Origin of the sequence: Klebsiella sp. I138, assembly GCF_051131765.1 — a bacterium.
Lineage (GTDB): Bacteria > Pseudomonadota > Gammaproteobacteria > Enterobacterales > Enterobacteriaceae > Klebsiella.
In genome coordinates, this window is sequence record NZ_CP180447.1 from 2,921,681 (window position 1) to 2,941,956 (window position 20,276).

The 20,276-nt window shown below is 56.0% G+C and carries 21 protein-coding genes; 6 read left to right on the forward strand and 15 right to left on the reverse strand.

Features of this window, described 5'->3' with window-relative positions; translation table 11 throughout:
• Positions 1 to 4: 4 nt before the first annotated feature.
• Positions 5 to 1,453, reverse strand: a complete 1,449-nt coding sequence (gene thiI / locus ACMYSK_RS13630) for a tRNA uracil 4-sulfurtransferase ThiI (protein ID WP_434636043.1) — start codon at positions 1,451 to 1,453, stop codon at positions 5 to 7.
• 302 nt (positions 1,454 to 1,755) lie between these two features.
• Between thiI and xseB the strand changes: the two genes are divergently transcribed.
• From xseB to ACMYSK_RS13650, 4 genes are all read left to right on the forward strand, one after another.
• Positions 1,756 to 1,998 (forward strand): exodeoxyribonuclease VII small subunit, encoded by a 243-nt coding sequence (gene xseB, locus ACMYSK_RS13635; protein ID WP_434636044.1) that lies wholly within the window; start codon positions 1,756 to 1,758, stop codon positions 1,996 to 1,998.
• Entirely contained in the window at positions 1,999 to 2,898 is a 900-nt protein-coding gene (ispA, locus tag ACMYSK_RS13640; RefSeq protein WP_434636045.1) for a (2E,6E)-farnesyl diphosphate synthase, read from the forward strand.
• A gap of 16 nt (positions 2,899 to 2,914) precedes the next feature.
• Positions 2,915 to 4,777: a 1-deoxy-D-xylulose-5-phosphate synthase gene (gene dxs, locus ACMYSK_RS13645; RefSeq protein ID WP_434636046.1), complete on the forward strand. Its 1,863-nt coding sequence runs from the start codon at positions 2,915 to 2,917 to the stop codon at positions 4,775 to 4,777.
• Positions 4,778 to 4,844: 67 nt separating this feature from the next.
• Positions 4,845 to 5,819 carry an aldo/keto reductase gene (locus ACMYSK_RS13650; protein WP_434636047.1) on the forward strand — a complete coding sequence of 325 codons (975 nt, stop codon included), beginning with the start codon at positions 4,845 to 4,847 and terminating at the stop codon, positions 5,817 to 5,819.
• 51 nt (positions 5,820 to 5,870) lie between these two features.
• On the opposite strand, the gene pgpA is transcribed toward ACMYSK_RS13650, so the two are convergent.
• The 6 genes from pgpA to nrdR form a co-directional block, all read right to left on the reverse strand.
• Entirely contained in the window at positions 5,871 to 6,338 is a 468-nt protein-coding gene (gene pgpA / locus ACMYSK_RS13655; RefSeq protein ID WP_434644103.1) for a phosphatidylglycerophosphatase A, read from the reverse strand.
• 28 nt (positions 6,339 to 6,366) lie between these two features.
• Positions 6,367 to 7,341 carry a thiamine-phosphate kinase gene (thiL, locus tag ACMYSK_RS13660; RefSeq protein ID WP_434636048.1) on the reverse strand — a complete coding sequence of 325 codons (975 nt, stop codon included), beginning with the start codon at positions 7,339 to 7,341 and terminating at the stop codon, positions 6,367 to 6,369.
• 76 nt (positions 7,342 to 7,417) lie between these two features.
• Positions 7,418 to 7,837, reverse strand: coding sequence for a transcription antitermination factor NusB (nusB, locus tag ACMYSK_RS13665; RefSeq protein ID WP_434636049.1), 420 nt, complete (start codon positions 7,835 to 7,837; stop codon positions 7,418 to 7,420).
• Positions 7,838 to 7,858: 21 nt separating this feature from the next.
• Positions 7,859 to 8,329 carry a 6,7-dimethyl-8-ribityllumazine synthase gene (ribH, locus tag ACMYSK_RS13670; RefSeq protein ID WP_004858618.1) on the reverse strand — a complete coding sequence of 157 codons (471 nt, stop codon included), beginning with the start codon at positions 8,327 to 8,329 and terminating at the stop codon, positions 7,859 to 7,861.
• Positions 8,330 to 8,542: 213 nt separating this feature from the next.
• On the reverse strand, positions 8,543 to 9,646 hold the full coding sequence (ribD, locus tag ACMYSK_RS13675; RefSeq protein WP_434636050.1) for a bifunctional diaminohydroxyphosphoribosylaminopyrimidine deaminase/5-amino-6-(5-phosphoribosylamino)uracil reductase RibD: 1,104 nt from the start codon (positions 9,644 to 9,646) through the stop codon (positions 8,543 to 8,545).
• A gap of 3 nt (positions 9,647 to 9,649) precedes the next feature.
• Positions 9,650 to 10,099: a transcriptional regulator NrdR gene (gene nrdR / locus ACMYSK_RS13680; RefSeq protein WP_004858609.1), complete on the reverse strand. Its 450-nt coding sequence runs from the start codon at positions 10,097 to 10,099 to the stop codon at positions 9,650 to 9,652.
• Between the two features lie 148 nt (positions 10,100 to 10,247).
• Between nrdR and ACMYSK_RS13685 the strand changes: the two genes are divergently transcribed.
• Positions 10,248 to 10,790, forward strand: coding sequence for a DUF3251 domain-containing protein (locus ACMYSK_RS13685; protein WP_434636051.1), 543 nt, complete (start codon positions 10,248 to 10,250; stop codon positions 10,788 to 10,790).
• A 293-nt stretch (positions 10,791 to 11,083) separates the two neighbouring features.
• The gene (locus tag ACMYSK_RS13690; RefSeq protein ID WP_434636052.1) at positions 11,084 to 11,968 is read left to right on the forward strand and encodes a nucleoside-specific channel-forming protein Tsx; all 885 of its coding nucleotides are present in this window, start codon (positions 11,084 to 11,086) and stop codon (positions 11,966 to 11,968) included.
• A gap of 45 nt (positions 11,969 to 12,013) precedes the next feature.
• Here the strand turns inward: ACMYSK_RS13690 and ACMYSK_RS13695 are convergent, their stop codons facing one another.
• The 8 genes from ACMYSK_RS13695 to queA all read right to left on the reverse strand — a co-directional run bounded on the left by ACMYSK_RS13695 (position 12,014) and on the right by queA (position 20,186).
• Positions 12,014 to 12,703, reverse strand: coding sequence for a helix-turn-helix transcriptional regulator (locus ACMYSK_RS13695; RefSeq protein WP_434636053.1), 690 nt, complete (start codon positions 12,701 to 12,703; stop codon positions 12,014 to 12,016).
• Positions 12,704 to 12,759: 56 nt separating this feature from the next.
• The gene (locus ACMYSK_RS13700; protein ID WP_434636055.1) at positions 12,760 to 13,137 is read right to left on the reverse strand and encodes a VOC family protein; all 378 of its coding nucleotides are present in this window, start codon (positions 13,135 to 13,137) and stop codon (positions 12,760 to 12,762) included.
• An 84-nt stretch (positions 13,138 to 13,221) separates the two neighbouring features.
• Complete coding sequence (locus ACMYSK_RS13705) at positions 13,222 to 14,610, reverse strand: M24 family metallopeptidase (protein WP_434636057.1); 1,389 nt, start codon at positions 14,608 to 14,610, stop codon at positions 13,222 to 13,224.
• Between the two features lie 114 nt (positions 14,611 to 14,724).
• Positions 14,725 to 15,696 (reverse strand): protein translocase subunit SecF, encoded by a 972-nt coding sequence (gene secF, locus ACMYSK_RS13710; RefSeq protein ID WP_434636058.1) that lies wholly within the window; start codon positions 15,694 to 15,696, stop codon positions 14,725 to 14,727.
• 10 nt (positions 15,697 to 15,706) lie between these two features.
• Positions 15,707 to 17,554, reverse strand: a complete 1,848-nt coding sequence (secD, locus tag ACMYSK_RS13715; RefSeq protein ID WP_434636060.1) for a protein translocase subunit SecD — start codon at positions 17,552 to 17,554, stop codon at positions 15,707 to 15,709.
• A gap of 25 nt (positions 17,555 to 17,579) precedes the next feature.
• On the reverse strand, positions 17,580 to 17,912 hold the full coding sequence (gene yajC, locus ACMYSK_RS13720; RefSeq protein WP_434636061.1) for a preprotein translocase subunit YajC: 333 nt from the start codon (positions 17,910 to 17,912) through the stop codon (positions 17,580 to 17,582).
• A 22-nt stretch (positions 17,913 to 17,934) separates the two neighbouring features.
• Positions 17,935 to 19,062 (reverse strand): tRNA guanosine(34) transglycosylase Tgt, encoded by a 1,128-nt coding sequence (tgt, locus tag ACMYSK_RS13725; protein WP_434636062.1) that lies wholly within the window; start codon positions 19,060 to 19,062, stop codon positions 17,935 to 17,937.
• A 53-nt stretch (positions 19,063 to 19,115) separates the two neighbouring features.
• Positions 19,116 to 20,186: a tRNA preQ1(34) S-adenosylmethionine ribosyltransferase-isomerase QueA gene (gene queA, locus ACMYSK_RS13730; RefSeq protein WP_434636064.1), complete on the reverse strand. Its 1,071-nt coding sequence runs from the start codon at positions 20,184 to 20,186 to the stop codon at positions 19,116 to 19,118.
• Positions 20,187 to 20,276: the final 90 nt, after the last annotated feature.

Sequence of the window (20,276 nt, forward strand, 5' to 3'; positions counted from 1 at the left end):
CGATTTACGGACGATAAACCTTCACGTTCTCAAAGCCCTGTTCACGCAGGTACAGCGCTTGCAGGCGGCTCATCACGCCACGTTCGCACCACAGCAGCCAGGTTTTACTCTGGTCGAGATTGCCGAACTGGGTGCTCAGCTTGTAGAACGGCAGCGACACGACCTCTACGCCTTCGATCTTCAGCGGCTTTTCATCCTGCTCGTCGACGGAACGAATATCCAGAATGGCTTCATTCGGACCAAACCCGGTCACGGTTTCAACTTCAACCACGTCCTGCTGGGTCTGCTGAGCGATATCGCGGATATCCACGTTATTCGCTTCCGCCACCACTTTATCGAGGATGCTAAAGTCGAAGTTTTCTTCTTCGGCCTCAATCTTCGCCTTCACCGCTTTCACGGTCGGGCTCTTCGAAATCACGCCGCAATATTCCGGCATGGTGCGGGCAAAATCTTCGGTACCGATTTCACGGGCCAGGTTAATGATGTGCTCTTTATCGTGCGAAATCAGCGGACGCAGAATCAGCGTGTCGGAGACATTGTCGATCAGACGCAGGTTGGTCAAGGTCTGGCTGGATACCTGGCCCAGCGCTTCGCCGGTCACCAGCGCCTGTACGCCGTAGCGCTCGGCCACTTGCGATGCCGCGCGAACCATCATGCGCTTGAGCACAACGCCCATCTGGCCATCGTCAACTTTTTCGAGGATCTCCCCCACTACCGGCTCGAAGTTAATTGCCACGAAGCGGACGCGGTGCGAGCTGCCGAAGCGGTTCCACAGGTAGTGCGCCACCTGACGAACGCCAATTTCATGCGCGGCGCCGCCCAGATTAAAGAAGCAGTAGTGCACGCGGCAACCGCGACGCATCAGCATGTAGCTGGATACGCCGGAATCGAAGCCGCCGGAAATCAGCGACAGCACGTCTTCCTGCGTCCCAATCGGGAAACCGCCGATGCCTTCATAGCGCCCTTTAACCAGCAGCAGGCGATCGTTTTCAATTTCCAGATTGACCGTAATGTCCGGGTTTGTCAGCTTCACGCGCGCCGTTTCAATGTGCTGGTTCAGACCACCACCGACGTAGCGTTCCACTTCGATAGAGGTAAACTCATGCTTACCGCGACGTTTTACGCGCACGCAGAAAGTCTTGCCTTCCAGCGCTTCACGCCACAGCGGCAGCGTTTTCTCAAAAATATCGTGCAGCGAAGTAAACGGAACGTCTTCGACTTCCAGAATATGGTGGATACCGGGAATTCGGGTCAGCGCATCGCGAATAGCCGGACGCTGATTTTCGTCTTTCGCGCGAACTTCGATATGATCCCAATGACGCACGACGGCAAGCGTCTCATCATAGTTTTTGAGAACGTTACGAATGTTCCCGGTTAAGATCTTAATGAAGCGCAATCTCACGGATTGGCTTTTGATGGTGATTTCCGGGAACAATTTAATGATAAACTTCATGGCGACAATAGTTCGTTGGCAAGCCCGACGGGGCTTTAAGCAAAAGTTGTACTGCAGTGCACCGCGGTGCCTGCATCCAGGGAGCGCAGTATATCACCATTGATTACATTGCGCCTCGCATTGCGCGTTTTACCTAAAATCCTTCAGGATGCACCGGCCCGACGGGGGCAAAACAAACTTGCCAGCCGCCAGTTTGCACGCTTTCGGCAACGATTCCACGAAAGGATAACGTGTATATTTGCTTAACCACGTGACTTCGTTACCATATTGGTGTCGCGACATTACAAGAGTCTATATTCACTATGCCAAAGAAAAATGAGACCCCGGCCAGCTTTGAAACCGCCCTGGGCGAGCTGGAGCAGATTGTTAATCGTCTGGAAAGCGGTGCGCTGCCGTTAGAAGAGGCGCTCAGCGAATTTGAGCGCGGCGTGCAGCTCGCGCGCCAGGGTCAGGCCAGGCTGCAACAGGCCGAGCAGCGCGTTCAGATTCTGCTGGCCGACAGCGAGGATAGCCCGCTGACGCCTTTTACACCGGACGCTGAATAAATGGACTTCTCGCAACAACTACACACTTGTGTTGAGCAGGCCAACGACGCGCTACGCCGTTTCCTCGCTCCGCTGCCTTTTCAGAACACTCCACTGGTTGAAGCCATGCAGTACGGCGCATTATTAGGCGGCAAACGCCTGCGCCCGTTCCTGGTTTATGCCACCGGCGACATGTTCGGCGTTAGCCGTACAACGCTGGATGCCCCGGCCGCCGCCGTCGAATGCATCCATGCTTATTCTCTGATGCATGACGATCTGCCCGCCATGGATGACGACGACCTGCGTCGTGGTTTGCCGACCTGCCACATTAAATTTGGCGAAGCGAACGCAATTCTTGCCGGAGATGCTCTACAAACGCTGGCATTTTCTATACTGAGTGATGCGCCGATGCCTGAAGTACCGGACAGCGATCGACTGGCCATGGTTTCGACGCTGGCTCACGCCAGCGGCGTCGCCGGAATGTGCGGTGGGCAGGCGCTGGATCTTGAAGCCGAAGGTCATCAGGTTGACCTGCAGGCGCTGGAGCGTATTCATCGCCATAAAACCGGCGCGCTGATATCCGCAGCGGTGCGCATGGGCGCGTTGAGCGCGGGCGAACGCGGCCGGGCGGCCCTGCCGGCGCTCGATCGCTTTGCGCAGAATATCGGTCTTGCCTTCCAGGTCCAGGATGACATTCTTGACGTGGTAGGGGATACTGCGACCCTTGGCAAACGTCAGGGCGCCGACCAGCAGTTAGGCAAAAGCACTTATCCTGCGCTTCTGGGACTTGAGCAAGCTCGCAAAAAAGCGCATGACCTGATTGAAGACGCCCGTCAGTCGCTCAACGAACTGGCCGCGCAATCTCTGGATACTACGGCACTGGAAGCGCTCGCGAATTACATAATTCAGCGCGATAAATAAACAATAAGAGTCTCTGATGAGTTTTGATATTGCCAAATACCCGACCCTGGCGCTGGTGGATTCCACCCAGGAGTTGCGTTTGTTGCCGAAAGATAGCCTGCCGAAACTGTGCGACGAACTGCGGCGTTACCTGCTGGACAGCGTCAGCCGTTCCAGCGGGCATTTTGCCTCCGGCCTCGGCACGGTCGAATTGACCGTGGCGCTTCACTATGTCTATAACACGCCTTTTGACCGTTTAATCTGGGACGTGGGCCACCAGGCCTATCCGCATAAAATTCTGACCGGGCGCCGCGATAAAATCGGTACCATTCGTCAGAAAGGCGGTCTACATCCGTTCCCGTGGCGCGGTGAGAGCGAATATGACGTCCTGAGCGTCGGCCACTCATCAACGTCTATTTCTGCTGGCATCGGGGTGGCGATTGCCGCTGCGAAAGAAGACAAGCAGCGGCGCGCGGTGTGCGTCATCGGCGATGGCGCCATTACGGCGGGCATGGCGTTTGAGGCCATGAACCATGCTGGCGATATCAAACCCGACCTGCTGGTGGTACTGAATGACAACGAAATGTCGATCTCAGAGAACGTCGGCGCGCTGAACAACCATCTGGCGCAGCTGCTCTCCGGCAAGCTGTACTCATCCCTGCGCGAAGGCGGCAAGAAAGTCTTCTCCGGCGTGCCGCCGATTAAAGAGCTGCTCAAACGCACCGAAGAACATCTCAAAGGGATGGTCGTTCCCGGAACCCTGTTTGAAGAGCTGGGCTTTAACTATATCGGCCCGGTTGACGGTCACGACGTGCTCGGTCTGGTCAATACTCTGAAAAATATGCGCGACCTGAAAGGGCCGCAGTTCCTGCATATTATGACCAAAAAGGGTCGTGGCTATGAGCCCGCGGAAAAAGACCCGATTACCTTCCACGCGGTGCCGAAGTTTGACCACACCAGCGGCGTCCTGCCAAAAAGCAGCGGCGGCCTGCCTTCTTATTCGAAAATTTTTGGCGACTGGCTGTGCGAAACCGCAGCAAAAGACAGCAAGCTGATGGCCGTTACGCCAGCGATGCGCGAAGGTTCAGGCATGGTCGACTTTTCGAAGAAATATCCTGACCAGTATTTCGATGTGGCGATTGCGGAACAGCATGCGGTGACGTTCGCCGCCGGTCTGGCAATCGGTGACTATAAGCCGGTGGTAGCGATTTATTCGACCTTCCTGCAGCGCGCTTACGATCAGGTAATTCACGATGTCGCCATTCAGAAGCTACCGGTGCTATTTGCTATCGACCGCGCGGGTATCGTTGGCGCTGACGGGCAGACGCACCAGGGCGCATTCGATCTCTCCTTCCTGCGCTGCATCCCGGAAATGGTGATCATGACGCCAAGCGATGAGAACGAGTGCCGCCAGATGCTTTACACCGGCTATCACTACAATGAAGGGCCGAGCGCAGTTCGCTACCCTCGCGGCACCGGCACCGGCGCTGCGCTGGAGCCGCTGGCTTCGCTACCGATCGGTAAAGGCGTGGTGAAACGCACCGGCGAAAAAGTGGCTATTCTCAACTTCGGTACTCTGCTGCCGGAGGCGGCGCAGGTTGCCGACAAGCTCAACGCCACGCTGGTCGATATGCGCTTTGTGAAGCCGCTTGATGATGCCCTGATTTTGCAGCTTGCCAGCGAACACGATGTGCTGGTGACTCTCGAAGAGAACGCCATTATGGGCGGCGCAGGCAGCGGTGTGAATGAGCTGCTGATGGCCCGTCGCCGCGCGGTTCCGGTGCTGAATATCGGCCTGCCGGACTTCTTTATTCCCCAGGGGACACAGGAAGAAGTCCGCGCCGACCTCGGGCTTGATGCCGCCGGTATTGAAGCTAAAATCACGGCCTGGCTGGCCTGAGTCCTCTCCGCTAACGGCGCCTGCTATGCTTAAAGGATACCCTTTATGCTCATAGCAGGAGCCGTTCATGCAATACATCACACCTGAAGCAACCCACCTGCGGGTTTCCCGACTTTGTCTCGGCTGTATGACCTTTGGTGAGCCAGATCGGGGTAAACACGCCTGGACCCTCCCCGAAGACAGCAGCCGCCCGCTGATTCAGCGCGCGCTGGAGGGCGGTATTAACTTCTTCGATACCGCAAACAGCTACTCTGACGGCAGCAGCGAAGAGATTGTTGGCCGCGCGCTGCGCGATTTTGCCCGCCGCGACGAGGTGGTAGTAGCAACGAAGGTCTATCACCAGGTCGGCGATCTGCCGGAAGGCCTTTCGCGTGCACAAATCTTACGTTCCATCGACGATAGCCTGAAGCGGCTGGGGATGGAGTATGTTGACCTGCTACAGATCCACCGTTGGGATTACACCACGCCGATTGAAGAAACGCTGGAAGCGCTGAATGAAGTCGTTAAAGCGGGCAAAGCGCGCTATATCGGCGCATCATCGATGCACGCCCGGCAGTTTGCACAGGCGCTGCAGCTGCAGGAAAGCAACGGCTGGGCGCGCTTTGTCACCATGCAGGATCATTACAACCTGATCTACCGCGAGGAAGAGAACGAAATGCTGCCGCTGTGCCATCGTGCGGGTGTGTCGGTCATTCCATGGAGTCCGCTGGCACGTGGCCGCCTCACCCGCCCATGGGGCGAAACGACCGCGCGTCTGGTCTCTGATGAGTTTGGTAAATCGCTCTACAGCGCCACCGATGAAAACGATGAGCAAATTGCGCAGAACCTTGCTGAAGTGGCGGAAGAGCTCGGCGTCAATCGCGCACAGGTCGCGCTGGCCTGGCTGCTGAGCAAACCCGGCGTCGCCGCCCCGATCGTCGGAGCCTCAAGACAGGAGCAGCTCGACGACCTGCTTGGCGCGGTGGATTTAACGCTGACGCCCGGGCAGATTGAAAAGCTGGAAGCGCCGTATAAACCGCACCCGATTGTCGGTTTTAAATAGCATGTCGCCCGGGCCTCACGCCCGGGCGAAGACGCTCACCGGAGAGGATACTTAGAAAAGGCCGATCGGCCAGTGGTGACCCATCAGATACAGCACGCCTGCGGAAATCACCCCGGCGACGATATCATCGACCATGATCCCCATGCCGCCGTGGATATTGCGGTCAAACCAGCGAATTGGCCACGGCTTCCACATATCAAAAATACGGAAGATCACAAACCCGGCGGCCACCCATTGCCAGTCGAGCGTCGGCAGCGCCATCAGGGTTATCCACATGCCGACAAACTCGTCCCAGACGATGCTGCCGTGGTCGTGGGTCCCCATATCTTTCGCCGTACGGTGGCAAATATACACCCCGATACAGATGCCCATCATCACCGCCAGCGAATAGAGCTGCCAGGGGAGAAAGGTCAACAGATACCAGAACGGAATCGCTGCCAGCGATCCCATCGTGCCGGGCACGACGGGGCTCAATCCACTACCAAAGCCGGTCGCCAGCAAATGCCACGGATTGCGCATATTCAGGCGGCTTTTTGCCACATCTTTACTACGCACCAAAGTGATCGTACCCCTGTAAATCCAGCTGAACCGGCTTACCGGACTGCATAAGCTGCAAACCATCCGCCTCGGCACAGACCTGCCCGATGCAGGTAAAGCGCGCGCCGAGCTGGCCGATAGCCACATCAAGCGCGCCGCGGTTAAGTTCCGGCACGGTAAAGCACAGTTCGTAGTCTTCACCGCCAGACAGCGCCCAGCGCAGTGCCTGCTCCGTCTCAACCTGGCGCAGCATTGCATCAGACAGCGGCATCGCATCGAGATCGATACGCGCACCGCAGCCGCTGGCCTTCAGAATATGGCCCAGATCGGAGATCAGCCCGTCGGAAAGATCGATGGCCGAGCTAGCCAGATCGCGCAGCGCCTGCCCCTGCAGCACACGCGGCATCGGACGCAGATGGCGCGCCAACAGATAGTCGGCGTCGGCAGCTGACTCTACCACCAGACGATCCTGCAAAATAGCCAATCCTGCGGCGCTGTCGCCGGGCGTGCCGGTGACATAAATCCAGTCGCCGGGTTTCGCCCCGGAACGCTTCAGAGCGCGCCCTGGCGGAACAAACCCGTGAATCCCCAGGGTCATCGACAGCGGACCGCGGGTCGTATCACCGCCGATCAGCTGCATATCGTAATAGTTGAGCTGCATGAACAGGCTGTCGCTGAACGACGCCAGCCACGCTTCATCCGCTTGCGGTAAGGTCAGCGCCAGCGTCAGCCACGCCGGTTCGGCGCCCATCGCAGCGAGGTCGCTCAGATTGACCGCCAGCGCCTTGTAGGCGAGGTCGGCAGGATCGATATCAGGTAAGAAATGGTTGCCCGCCACCAGGGTGTCGGTGCTGATTGCCAGCGTTTTTTTCTCAGGAACGTTCAGGAGAGCGCAGTCGTCGCCGATGCCGGTTTCCACATCGAGACGCATGCTTTTTACGCGATCAAAATAACGGGCAATCAGGGAGAATTCGCCGCATGCCATACGTTATGCCTCAGCAAAAGAAAAGAATAAGGCCAGACCTTGCGGAGATGATATTCCGCGAGACCCGGCCTGGAGTTTACTTTTTGTTGGGACGAATTGCCGGGGCTGCTTTGTCCAGCACGCCGTTAACAAACTTATGGCTATCTTCAGCGCCGAAAGTTTTCGCCAGTTCGATAGCTTCGTTAATCGCAACTTTGTACGGTACATCGTCACGTTTTGACAGCTCGAACAGAGCAATGCGCAGTACCGCTTTTTCCACCTGGCCCAGCTCTTCAAGCAGGCGGGACAGATACGGCTTCATCAGGCCGTCGAGGTATGCGCTGTTAGTCGCCACTCCGGTCAGCAGTTCGCGGAAATACACAACGTCGACATCTTTGACATCCTGTTCCGCCAGGAACTGGTATTCAACATCGGCGATGTCGTTCTTGGACAACTGCCAGGAGTAAAGCGCCTGGACAGCACACTCACGGGCGCGGCGACGAGCAGCAGGTTTCACGGAATTCCCCTTACAAAAAAATCAGGCCTTGATGGCTTTCAATACGTTAATCATTTCCAGCGCGGTCAGCGCAGCTTCTGCGCCTTTGTTACCGGCTTTTGTACCAGCGCGTTCGATGGCTTGTTCAATGCTTTCAGTCGTCAGAACACCAAAGGCTACCGGAATTTCGCTGTCCTGCGCGACATGTGCGAGGCCATTGCTTGCTCCGCCAGCCACGTATTCAAAGTGCGCGGTACCACCACGAATCACCGTACCCAGAGCAATCACTGCGTCATATTTACCGGTTTTAGCCAGTACGCCAGCCGCCAGCGGCAGCTCATACGCGCCTGGAACCCAAACAACGGTGATATTTTCATCTTTTACCTGACCGATGCGCTTGAGTGCGTCAATAGCACCTTCCAGCAGGCTGTCATTGATAAAGTTGTTGAAACGCGCAATGGTGATGGCGACGCGAGCGTCCGGGGTAGCAACGTTAGCTTCAATAATGTTCATACTCTTCCTTCGGGTTCATATGGCCCCGCAAGGGGGGCGGATTCTATCATAATAATTTATATACTTCATCCTTCAAACTGCCTCCGTGTTGGCGACCCTTGTTCCCCCTCGCCACTTGCTAATGTCAGCGTCTGGGGATTCTCTCGTTGGCCGCCTCGACGCATCCTGAAAGATGTCGCGTAGCTATGCTGCTTTCCCTGTCGTTCAGGGAGATCATGCGCCCACTAAATGCAGGCAAATATCAGGGCCGACCTGGCGTATCTCATTGAATTTGAAATGGGGGGCATCGGCCAGTTTCTCAAGCCCCGGCAGCACACATAGCCCACGCGCATCGCTGCCTAACAGTTTAGGCGCAATATAGACGATAAGCTCGTCCACCAGCCCCGCCTGCAATAGCGCGCCGGCGAGCGTCGGGCCCGCTTCTACCCAAATACTGTTAACCTGCTGCTTGCCAAGCTGCATCATCAATAACACCAGATCGAGATGGCCGTTGTGTTCCGGCACCTGTAGCGTGCGCACGTTTTCCGGCCACTCGCGGCTATCGGCCTGCGTCCGGGCAAACAGCGTCTCTCCCGCCTGCTGCACAATGCGGTGCTGAGGAGTGACGCGATTATGGCTGTCGATCACAATTCGCAGCGGCTGACGCAGATTTTCTTGCGGATAACGCGCGCGGATATCGGGGGCGAGCTCATCCCAGCGTACGGTTAATGCCGGATCGTCCGCCAGAACGGTAGCGCTGCTGGTCAGGATTGCATGGCTCTGCGCGCGCAGACGCTGCACATCGCGCCGGGCCTGCGGTGACGTAATCCACTGACTCTCACCGCTGGCCATCGCCGTTCGACCGTCCAGTGAAGCGCCCATTTTTAGCTGTATGTAGGGGAAGCCGGTGCGCATCCGTTTGAGGAAGCCTTTGTTCAGCGCTTCGGCTTCGCTCATCATCAGACCATGGCTGACTTCGATACCGGCCTGCTGTAGCCGATACAGACCGCGCCCCGCCACCTGCGGGTTGGGGTCCTGCATGGCGGCCACCACGCGAGTCACGCCGGCGGTAATCAGTGCTTCGCAGCACGGCGGCGTGCGGCCGTGATGGCTACAGGGTTCCAGCGTCACATAGGCGGTAGCGCCCCGGGCTTTTTCGCCGGCCATACGCAGCGCATGCACTTCCGCATGCGGTTCGCCCGCGCGATAGTGAAAACCTTCGCCGACGATCTCCCCGTCTTTGACGATGACACAGCCGACATTGGGATTGGGATGAGTCGTAAAACGCCCGCGCTGCGCCAGCTTAAGTGCTCGCGCCATGTACATTTCATCATGCATGGCTTAATCCTGTAAGCGGGCGATCTCTTCGCCGAATTCTTTGATATCTTCAAAGCTGCGATAGACAGAGGCAAAGCGGATATAGGCAACTTTATCGAGCTTTTTCAGCTGCTCCATCACCAGGTTGCCAATCATCTTGCTCGGGACTTCACGCTCGCCGGTGCCACGCAAATGCGTTTTGATATGGTTAAGCGCCATTTCCACATCGTCAGCGCTGACCGGGCGTTTTTCCAGCGCTTTCAGCATCCCGCTGCGCAGCTTATCTTCATTGAAGGGTTCACGCACGTCGTTGCTCTTAACCACACGCGGCATCACCAGCTCTGCCACCTCAAACGTCGTAAAACGTTCGTTACAAACCAGGCACTGCCGACGACGACGCACAGAAGAGCCCTCACCCACCAGACGAGAGTCGATCACTTTGGTATCTACGGCGAAACAGAAAGGGCAATGCATAGCGCGTCCTGACATAGAGTTAAACTGACGGGTAGTTTACCGCGAAGTGACCCGACAACAAAGAAAGAGCTTTTGAGACAAAGGATCTATGGCTCATTAACCTGGACGATCTACCATGAGTTATCCCCTGTTAACGGAATCATCAGTCATGACAAGACGTTATTTGCAGCTGGCCGTGCTGACCAGCCTCTTTACACTCAGCGCCTGCGCTCAGCAAAGTGAAGTCCGTCAGATGCATCAAAGCGTGAGTACGCTGAGCAAAGAGATGACTCAGCTTAATCAGCAGACAGTGAAGATTACGCAACAAAATGCCCTGAATGTGAAATCCAGCAGCGGCGTCTACCTCTTGCCTGGCGCCAATACCCCGGCGCGTCTGGAGAGCCAGATCGGTACGTTGCGTATGTCGCTGCGTGATATCGCCGCTGATGCCGACGGCACCCGCCTGACGTTACGCATTCAGGGAGAGTCAAACGATCCGCTGCCGGCATTTAGCGCCACCGTCGCCTACGGGCAAATCACCGGTACCACGCAGAATTATCAGGAGGTCAACGTGCACGATCGGCTGATCAGCGCGCCCGCCAGCATTCTGGCGCCCAGCGACGTGGATATTCCGTTACGTCTGAACGGCATCACGCCGGATAAGCTTGGCTTCCTGCGCATTCACGATATCCAGCCTGCAACCCCGCAATAATTCCCTGCGCCGGGTGTCGCTGACACCCGCGTTCTCTCCCTAAAAATCCATTTACAATTTTTCCAAACAGTTCAGTAAAAATTGACGGTATGGATGAATTTCAGTGGCATTCTGTCAGGAAATGCATAGAATCGTGAACGCAATCGATTACGTATGTTTACGTTATGTGAAACAACACGTATTTTTGTGAGCAATGATTTCTATAATAGACCCCCACAGAAATACGAAATATTTAGAAACGCTTCGGCAACTTTCTTAACGCCTTTTGGCTTAATTTAAACAGTGGCATCATTATGAAAAAAACATTACTGGCAGCAGGCGCCGTACTGGCGCTGTCCACATCGTTCACTGCTGGCGCGGCAGAAAACGACAAACCGCAGTACCTGTCTGATTGGTGGCACCAGAGTGTAAACGTGGTGGGCAGCTACCACACACGTTTTGGACCGCAAATCCGTAACGATACCTACCTGGAATATGAAGCGTTTGCTAAAAAAGACTGGTTTGATTTCTATGGCTACATCGATGCACCGGTATTCTTTGGCGGCAACAGCACGGCAAAAGGTATCTGGAACAACGGCTCCCCGCTATTTATGGAAATCGAACCGCGTTTCTCTATCGATAAGCTGACCAACACCGATCTCAGCTTCGGCCCGTTCAAAGAGTGGTATTTCGCGAACAACTATATCTACGATATGGGTCGTAACGATTCTCAGGAGCAGAGCACCTGGTATATGGGTCTGGGTACCGATATTGATACCGGCCTGCCGATGAGCCTGTCCCTGAACGTCTATGCGAAATATCAGTGGCAGAACTATGGCGCTTCCAACGAAAACGAATGGGATGGCTACCGTTTCAAAGTGAAATACTTTGTCCCGCTGACCGACCTGTGGGGCGGCTCCCTGAGCTACATCGGCTTCACCAACTTTGACTGGGGTTCCGATCTGGGCGATGACAACTTCTACGACATGAACGGTAAGCATGCGCGTACCAGCAACTCCATCGCCTCCAGCCACATCCTGGCGCTGAACTATGCGCACTGGCATTACTCCGTGGTTGCCCGTTACTGGCACAACGGCGGTCAGTGGGCCGATGACGCGAAGCTGAACTTCGGCGACGGCGACTTCAGCGTACGCTCCACCGGCTGGGGTGGTTACTTTGTTGTCGGCTACAATTTCTAATTGCAGCTGATTTTCCCCGGCGGCAACGCCGGGGATTGCATAGCCTTAGCGCTCCTCGCACTTCACCTTACGCAAGAAATCGCTCAATGAACGGTCTGCCCGTTCGCTAAAATGGCGCCCGGTGGCAGCCACCTCCAGACAGCGATCGAGACGAAAACAGCGGTAATCGCCACGGAGCTCGCACCAGCTCACCAGTAGCCAGCGCTCGCCCCAGAAAAAAAGCCCCAGCGGCAGCACTTCACGCTGCGACACATTCCCCGATTCATCGCGATAGTGCAGCGCCAGCACCTGCTGACCAGACACGGCCCGATGCACCAAATCAAATTGCGCTTTGCTGTAACCCTGAACGCCAAAATCCGGTGCAAACAGCCGCGATTGCTCGGCCTTACGCCGGCTCTCTTCAGGTAAAATCGCCAACATCTTTTCCTGCGCCGATTCCAGGGCCTGGGACAACGACTCGCCTCCCCAGGTTTGCAGCAGCCGGATAGCGGCCACCAGCGCTTCCGACTCCTGGGTCGTCAGCATAAGAGGCGGCAAGGTGTAGCCCGCCAGCAGGCGATATCCGCTTCCGGCCTCGCCTTCCACCGGCACGTCGGAAAGCGACAGGTCGCGGATATCCCGGTAGATGGTGCGCTCCGATACGCCGAGCCGCTCCGCCAGCAGCGCGGCTGTCGTCAGCCGCCTGCCGCGCAGGATCTGCACAATTTGAAATAAGCGGTCGGCGCGTCGGCTCATGGTCTTCCTCTGTTATTTAGCACCGGCCCCGGTTCAGAACGGCTGGCAACGAGACATTAACGGGACGGGGTCTTCGGTTGATGCAGACCGATCCGGTTGCCTTCGCTATCGATAAACAGGGCAATAGTCCCGATATCATCTGCCAGCTCAAGCGGACCAAAAACGCAACGTCCCCCCGCGCTACTGACGCGATCGAGTGTGGCTGCCAGATTGTCAGTATGCAGATAGATAATGCATCCCTGATCGGAGGGTTTTACGCCGTCAAACTTTGCCAGCGCACCGCCGGGAGCCGGATCCTGATAAGGGAATACGGCCATTTCGGCACAGTCCATATTTTCCCGTTTCAGCATCACCTGCATCACTGGCTCGTAAAACGCCACGGCACGATCCATATCCGCGACCGGGATCTCAAACCAGTTAATTACGTTGTTCATACATCCTCCTGTCCATTGTTTGGGTTCAGGAGGAGTGTATGGCAGGGCTCCTGACAGCATACTGTCAGGAGTGTTCCTGGTGGGCTACATCGTGCAAACCAGCGCGCGTTGGTTATCAAGCAGCCAGGGGCGTAAATAGCCCACGGTATTTGACAATGGCAGGACCTCCTGCGGCAAAGCAATCCCCAGCTGTTCACGAATGTAGGCCCGCCGGGTGACGATGCGCTGCCAGAGCGCCGGCCAGTTCTCCGCCAGCGCTTGACGCAGGGCTTCGTCCGCCACCGCTACGGTATCTTCGATACTGGCCCCGGCATACCCCGCCCGTGAGGGAATAATATCGATTTGCAGCAGCATGCCGCTGCGGATGCAGGCGCGGGAATCAGGCCCGATAGGCGAACACAGCCACTCTTCGTCGGCAACCAGATGGCCGGGGTTCAGGTGCCAGTGATATTCCGCTTTCGGTAATACTCGCTCGATTAGCGCGTACATCTCACCGCCGCTCATACCGATACGCAGATTTTCCAGCCAGCTGACCACCGCCCGGAAATAGGGCTTCGCGACCACATCAAGATAGTCCGCCACCTCCGGCGCCAGCTCCGTTTCATCGCTGACCACATACGCAGCGCGGCTGCTCAGCCCACCTTTAAACCCGGTAGTCAGCGAAAATTTATCACCGCGGCGAATAGTCTTATCGCCAGGATAGAGGCTGGCATTGGCAAAGCGATCGCCGGTAGCGGCAATCATCACTACGCTGTTGGGCTGGCCTTCTGCGGCCAGCAGCGCGCCAATCTGCTTCTCCGTTTTACCCGGCGCAATCGCGTTGAGCGCAGAGAGGATCGCCGTCGACGCCAGGTTGGCACCGTATTCATAATGGGCCAGCTCATTGGCGGAGTTTACCGTTCGTACTCCGCCGTCCGGGGCGATAAACAGCCCCGTGGCATTAGCCAGTACCGCCTGCTGTCCCGCGGCCTGGCGGATCGCGTCAACGATAAAGGCAGGCAGGTCAAACATCTGCGACCTATCGTCAGCGCTGCCGGTAAACAGCTTCCAGCCCACCAGCCCCAGCGTTTTCCCGCTGGTGATACCCGCGTCATGCAGCAGCTGCGGCAGGCTCTTTTTATTGGTCATTGGCTGATTCGGCAGCGAGAACCACGGCGCATGGATCACCCGATTTTCCAGCCGAGAAAAGGCTGCCAGCTTGAGATTTTCATTCCCCAGCACCAGCACCGCCTCCCCTTCGCGATGCAATACCAGCAGCGCTTCTTCAAAGCGGGGGATAAATCCGGTGAGATACTCGAAGTTTCCGCCGTGCTCTTTATCGGCATAAACGATCAGCGTGTCGTATCCCTGCTGGCGCATTTGCGCAAGCACTGCTGCTTTGCGCTGGCGTAGCGTTTCATCACTGAGCGTAACGGAAGGCACATCGTGCCAGACGGTCGGTTGGGCAACGGTGGAAAGGGCTATGGCGGACATGGGGTATCTCCATCTCATTAAACGCTAAGAGTGGAGAGTAGCGAAATTTGGCAGCGCTGTAATAAAAAAATCCCGGCCTTGCGACCGGGATTGCTTTATCTGAACGCGCCGGACTTACGGCAGAATTGACGGCTGATCCGCCCCTTCTTTTTCTACTTTCTGCTGCAGCATATGCTCGCGCTTCATGCCCAGCTTCAGCGCCAGTGCGGACGCCACGTAGATAGAAGAAGCCGTACCGATGGAGACACCGATCAGCATGGTCAGCGAGAAGCCTTCCAGAACCGGGCCACCAAAGAGATACAGCATCAGGATCACCACCAACGTGGTCCCGGAGGTGATCAAGGTACGATGCAGCGTCTGCGTCAACGACACGTTGAAGATCTCGTACGGCGTACCGCGGCGGATCTTACGGAAGTTTTCACGGATACGGTCAGATACCACGATGCTGTCGTTCAGCGAGTAGCCGATAACCGACATCAGCGAGGCAACGATGGTCAAATCAATCTCGATATGGAACAGCGAGAGGATTCCCATCGTAATGATCACATCGTGCGCCAGTGAGATGACCACCCCGGCGGCAAGACGCCACTCGAAGCGGAAACCAACGTACACCAGGATACAGATCAACGCTGCCAGCAGCGCCATCGCACCGCTTTGAGCAAGGTCTGCCCCGACGCTCGGCCCCACGAACTCGATACGCTTAACCGTCGCATCCTGGCTGGTCGATTCGTTAATCACGCTAACGACCTTGCTGCCCAGCTCCTGGCTGACGTTGGTATCGTGTACCGGCGGCATACGCACCATGATGTCGCGGCTGCTACCGAAGTTCTGCACCTGCGGCTCAGCAAAGCCCGCCTTCTGCAGCGCTTCACGCATCTGGTCCAGTTCGGCTGGTTTTTCGAGGGTAATCTCAATCACCGTACCGCCGGTGAAATCCAGACCCCAGTTAAACCCACGCACGCCCATCACGATAATGGCGGCAATCAGCAGAAAACCGGAAATGCCGAAAGCCCAGTAGTCCCAGCGCATAAAGTCATAGACTTTACGGCCGTGGTTCAATTGTTCAACAGTATATTCCTGTGCCACAACGCACTCCTCAGATAGACAGCTTTTTAACGCGCTTGCCGCCGTACAGCAGGTTCACGATGGCACGGGTGCCGACGATAGCGGTAAACATCGAGGTTGCCACACCGATACCGGTGGTAATAGCAAACCCTTTAATTGCACCGGTACCGACCGCGTACAGGATGATAACTTTGATCAAGGTCGTAATGTTCGCATCGAAGATAGAGCTGAATGCGCCCCTGTAACCTTCGTCAATCGCCTGCTGAACGGAACGCCCGTTGCTCAACTCTTCTTTAATACGTTCGTTGATCAGTACGTTAGCATCGACTGCCACCGCAAGGGTTAACACGATACCCGCAATCCCCGGCATACTCAGCGTGGCCCCAGGAAGCAGAGACATGATACCGACGATCAGGACCAGGTTAGCCACCAGCGCAGAGGTCGCGATCAGGCCGAATTTCTTGTAGAAGAAAATCATGAACAGGATAGAGACCACCAGACCGGCCAGACATGCTTCCAGACCCTGTTTGATGTTCTGCATACCCAGAGTCGGGCCGATAGTACGTTCTTCAACGATTTGAATCGGCGCGATCAGCGCACCCGCACGCAGCAGCAGAGAGAGCTGACGCGCTTCATTCGGGTTACTGATACCAGTAATACGGAAGCTGTTGCCCAGGCGAGACTGGATATTGGCGATGTTAATCACCTCTTCCTGTTTCACCAGAATCGCACGACCGTTGGCATCTTTCTTCCCGCTGTCTTTGTACTCCACAAACAGGGTCGCCATCGGTTTACCGATGTTGTCCTTGGTGAAGTTAGACATGATGTTACCACCCGCGCTGTCCAGCGAGATGTTAACCTGCGGCTGGTTGAACTCGTCCATGCTGGAAGTGGAGTCGGTGATATGGTCACCGGTCAGAATCACGCGCTTGTACAGCACAACCGGCCGACCTTCACGGGTATCTTTCACTTCAGAGTCGCCAGGAACGCGGCCAGAAGCGGCTGCGGCGCTGTCAACGTTGCTGTTAACCAGACGGAATTCCAGAGTCGCCGTGGCGCCAAGAATTTCTTTCGCACGCGCGGTATCCTGAATACCCGGCAGTTCAACCACGATACGGTCAGCGCCCTGACGCTGTACCAGCGGCTCGGCAACACCCAGTTGGTTAACACGGTTACGCAGAATGTTGATGTTCTGCTGCACGGCGTATTCGCGGGCTTCTTTCAGGCGGTCATCGGTCATCACCGCTTTCAGGCCGGTAGCGCCCTGCGTGGAGATAACCAGATCGCGGTGACGCGGGCTCAGCCAGGAGATGGCCTGATCGCGTGCTGCGCTATCGCGAAAAGCAATGCTCAGACCATAATTGTCTTCCTTACGCACGGTAGAGTAAGGGATGCCTTTTTCACGCAGCTCGCTGCGCAGGCTGTCGATATTTTGTTCCTGCAGTTTACCCAGCGCAGTGTCCATATCCACTTCCATCAGGAAGTGTACGCCGCCGCGCAGGTCAAGACCCAGCTTCATCGGCTCGGCATGGATAGCCGCTAACCAACGCGGGGTCGCCGGGGCCAGGTTCAGCGCCACGACGTATTTATCACCCAACACGTCCACCAGCACTTCACGTGCGCGTAGCTGGACATCGGTGGTGTCGAAGCGCGCAAGAATTGCGCCCTCTTCCAGTGCCACAGACTTAGCGGTAATTTTTTCTTCTTGTAACGTTTTCTGGACCTGGATCAGCGTTTGCTCACTGGCGGCGACACCGCGCGCGCCAGTGATTTGAACGGCCGGATCCTCACCATACAGGTTGGGGAGCGCATACATCAGGCCGACGATAATGACGACGACCAGCATGATGTACTTCCACAAAGGATAACGGTTTAACACGGCAGTTCCCTTAGGGAAAAGTGGATTACAGCGCCTTCATGGTGCCTTTCGGCAGAACGGCAGCTACGAAGTCACGTTTGATAACCACTTCAGTGGTATCGTTCAGCGCGATAGCAATGTATCCGCTTTCCGCAACTTTAGTGACACGACCAACCAGGCCACCATTCGTCAGCACTTCATCGCCTTTTGCGATGGAGCCCATCAGGTTTTTATGTTCTTTGGTACGCTTTTGCTGCGGGCGCAGGATCATGAAATAGAAAATCAGACCAAACACTACCAGCATCAGAATCAGAGACATCGGGCTGCCCTGCGCCGCGCCACCCGTTGCTGCTACCGCATCAGAAATAAAAAAGCTCATTCAAATTCCCTCATTATTAAAATTAATCAACGTTCAAAGGAGGAACAGGTCGCTCCTGACGTTGGTAAAAATCGGTCACGAAGCTCTCTAATTTACCCTCTTCGATAGCCTTACGTAAACCAGCCATTAAACGCTGATAGTAGCGAAGGTTATGAATGGTATTGAGGCGCGCGCCCAATATTTCGTTGCAACGATCGAGATGATGCAAGTAAGCGCGTGAATAATTGCGACATGTATAGCAATCACACTCAGCATCCAGCGGCGCAGTGTCGCTTTTATGCTTCGCATTACGAATCTTCACCACGCCATCGGTGACGAACAGGTGGCCGTTACGCGCGTTGCGCGTTGGCATGACGCAGTCGAACATATCGATACCGCGACGCACCCCTTCAACCAGATCTTCTGGCTTCCCGACGCCCATCAGATATCGTGGTTTGTCGGCCGGAATCTGCGGGCAAACGTGCTCCAGGATACGGTGCATGTCTGCTTTAGGCTCACCGACAGCCAAACCGCCGACAGCGTAGCCATCAAAGCCGATATCTACCAGACCTTTAACGGAGATATCACGTAAATCTTCGTAAACGCTGCCCTGAATAATGCCGAACAGGGCATTTTTGTTGCCCAGGCCGTCGAAACGGTCGCGGCTGCGCTGTGCCCAGCGCAGGGACATTTCCATGGAACGCTTAGCATAATCCCAGTCCGCCGGGTACGGCGTACATTCATCGAAGATCATCACGATATCGGAGCCGAGATCGTACTGAATCTCCATCGACTTTTCCGGATCGAGGAAAATAGGATCGCCGTTAATCGGGTTGCGGAAATGAACGCCCTGCTCGGTAATCTTACGAATATCGCCCAGGCTGAACACCTGGAAGCCGCCGGAATCGGTCAGGATTGGCCCTTTCCATTGCATGAAATCATGCAGGTCGCCGTGCAGCTTCATGATTTCCTGGCCAGGGCGCAGCCACAGGTGGAACGTGTTGCCGAGAATAATTTGCGCGCCGGTGGCTTCAACTTCTTCCGGCGTCATCCCTTTTACGGTGCCGTAGGTGCCAACGGGCATAAAGGCTGGCGTTTCAACAACGCCGCGATCAAATACCAGGCGGCCGCGGCGAGCGCGACCGTCGGTCGTATCCAGTTCAAATTTCATGTTAACTCCTGCGTCAGAAAAACAGTCTGACGTTAAACACTCATGTCGCGGAGTTATTCCCCGACACGCTCAAAAATAGCCTGCGGATTGTACGTGATAAACATCGCGTCCCCGTAGCTAAAAAAGCGATATTTTTGTTCTACCGCAGCCTTGTAGGCATTCATTGTGTGCTGATAGCCGGCAAAGGCCGAAACCAGCATAATCAGAGTCGATTCAGGGAGATGGAAGTTGGTCACCAGCGCATCAACCGCTTTGTACTGATACCCCTGATAGATAAAAATCTGCGTATCGCCGAAGAACGGCTCAATCAGGTCGTTTTTCGCCGCCTGTGCCGCGCTCTCCAGCGAACGCACGGAGGTGGTACCGACCGCAATGACGCGATTGCCGCGTGCTTTTGCCGCCAGCACGGCATCAACGACGTCCTGCGGCACTTCGGCATACTCCGAGTGCATGATGTGGTCTTCGATGGTGTCCACCCGCACCGGCTGGAATGTCCCCGCGCCAACGTGCAGCGTCACAAACGCCATCTCGATACCTTTCTCGCGCAGCTTCTCCAGCATCAGATCGTCAAAATGCAGGCCTGCGGTCGGCGCCGCCACCGCCCCCGGCCTGGTGCTGTAGACGGTCTGATAGAGCTCGCGGTCGGCCTCTTCGTCCGGACGATCGATATACGGCGGCAGCGGCATATGGCCGATGCTGTTGAGGATATCCAGTACCGGGCGCCCGTCGTTAAATTCGACTTCAAACAGCGCATCGTGACGTGCCACCATCGTGGCATTAATGCTTTCATCATCGCCCAGCAGCAGCTCTGCCCCCGGCTTCGGCGCTTTAGAAGCGCGGATATGTGCCAGAATGCGTTTGTCATCAAGCATGCGCTCGACCAGAACTTCAATCTTGCCGCCGCTGGCTTTACGGCCAAACAGGCGGGCCGGGATCACCCGGGTATTGTTAAAAACCAGCAGATCGCCCGGGTTAAGCTTGTCGAGTAAATCAGTGAAAGTCCCATGCGTCAGCGCACCTGTCGGACCGTCTAACGACAGCAGGCGACAGCTACTGCGCTCTGGCTGCGGGTAGTGGGCGATCAGGGATTCAGGTAGTTCAAAGGAAAAATCGGTAACGCGCATGACGGTGACTCAGACTGAATAAAGAGGCGGGTAGTCTAGTGCCGGGGCGTTCTCCCTGCAACCTTTACCCCGCAGCACGGTTATAATACT

Bases quoted from the DNA above. Each gene is read 5' to 3' on its own strand.
- pgpA (WP_434644103.1), bottom strand. From the start codon at position 6,338: ATGCGCAATCCGTGGCATTTGCTGGCGACCGGCTTTGGTAGTGGATTG.
- ACMYSK_RS13700 (WP_434636055.1), bottom strand. From the start codon at position 13,137: ATGAACAACGTAATTAACTGGTTTGAGATCCCGGTCGCGGATATGGAT.
- nrdR (WP_004858609.1), bottom strand. From the start codon at position 10,099: ATGCATTGCCCTTTCTGTTTCGCCGTAGATACCAAAGTGATCGACTCT.
- ACMYSK_RS13695 (WP_434636053.1), bottom strand. From the start codon at position 12,703: ATGAGCCGACGCGCCGACCGCTTATTTCAAATTGTGCAGATCCTGCGC.
- thiI (WP_434636043.1), bottom strand. From the start codon at position 1,453: ATGAAGTTTATCATTAAATTGTTCCCGGAAATCACCATCAAAAGCCAA.
- yajC (WP_434636061.1), bottom strand. From the start codon at position 17,912: ATGAGCTTTTTTATTTCTGATGCGGTAGCAGCAACGGGTGGCGCGGCG.
- ACMYSK_RS13690 (WP_434636052.1), top strand. From the start codon at position 11,084: ATGAAAAAAACATTACTGGCAGCAGGCGCCGTACTGGCGCTGTCCACA.
- dxs (WP_434636046.1), top strand. From the start codon at position 2,915: ATGAGTTTTGATATTGCCAAATACCCGACCCTGGCGCTGGTGGATTCC.
- thiL (WP_434636048.1), bottom strand. From the start codon at position 7,341: ATGGCATGCGGCGAATTCTCCCTGATTGCCCGTTATTTTGATCGCGTA.
- ACMYSK_RS13650 (WP_434636047.1), top strand. From the start codon at position 4,845: ATGCAATACATCACACCTGAAGCAACCCACCTGCGGGTTTCCCGACTT.
- xseB (WP_434636044.1), top strand. From the start codon at position 1,756: ATGCCAAAGAAAAATGAGACCCCGGCCAGCTTTGAAACCGCCCTGGGC.
- tgt (WP_434636062.1), bottom strand. From the start codon at position 19,062: ATGAAATTTGAACTGGATACGACCGACGGTCGCGCTCGCCGCGGCCGC.
- ACMYSK_RS13705 (WP_434636057.1), bottom strand. From the start codon at position 14,610: ATGTCCGCCATAGCCCTTTCCACCGTTGCCCAACCGACCGTCTGGCAC.
- ribD (WP_434636050.1), bottom strand. From the start codon at position 9,646: ATGCATGATGAAATGTACATGGCGCGAGCACTTAAGCTGGCGCAGCGC.
- ispA (WP_434636045.1), top strand. From the start codon at position 1,999: ATGGACTTCTCGCAACAACTACACACTTGTGTTGAGCAGGCCAACGAC.
- ACMYSK_RS13685 (WP_434636051.1), top strand. From the start codon at position 10,248: ATGACAAGACGTTATTTGCAGCTGGCCGTGCTGACCAGCCTCTTTACA.
- queA (WP_434636064.1), bottom strand. From the start codon at position 20,186: ATGCGCGTTACCGATTTTTCCTTTGAACTACCTGAATCCCTGATCGCC.
- ribH (WP_004858618.1), bottom strand. From the start codon at position 8,329: ATGAACATTATTGAAGCTAACGTTGCTACCCCGGACGCTCGCGTCGCC.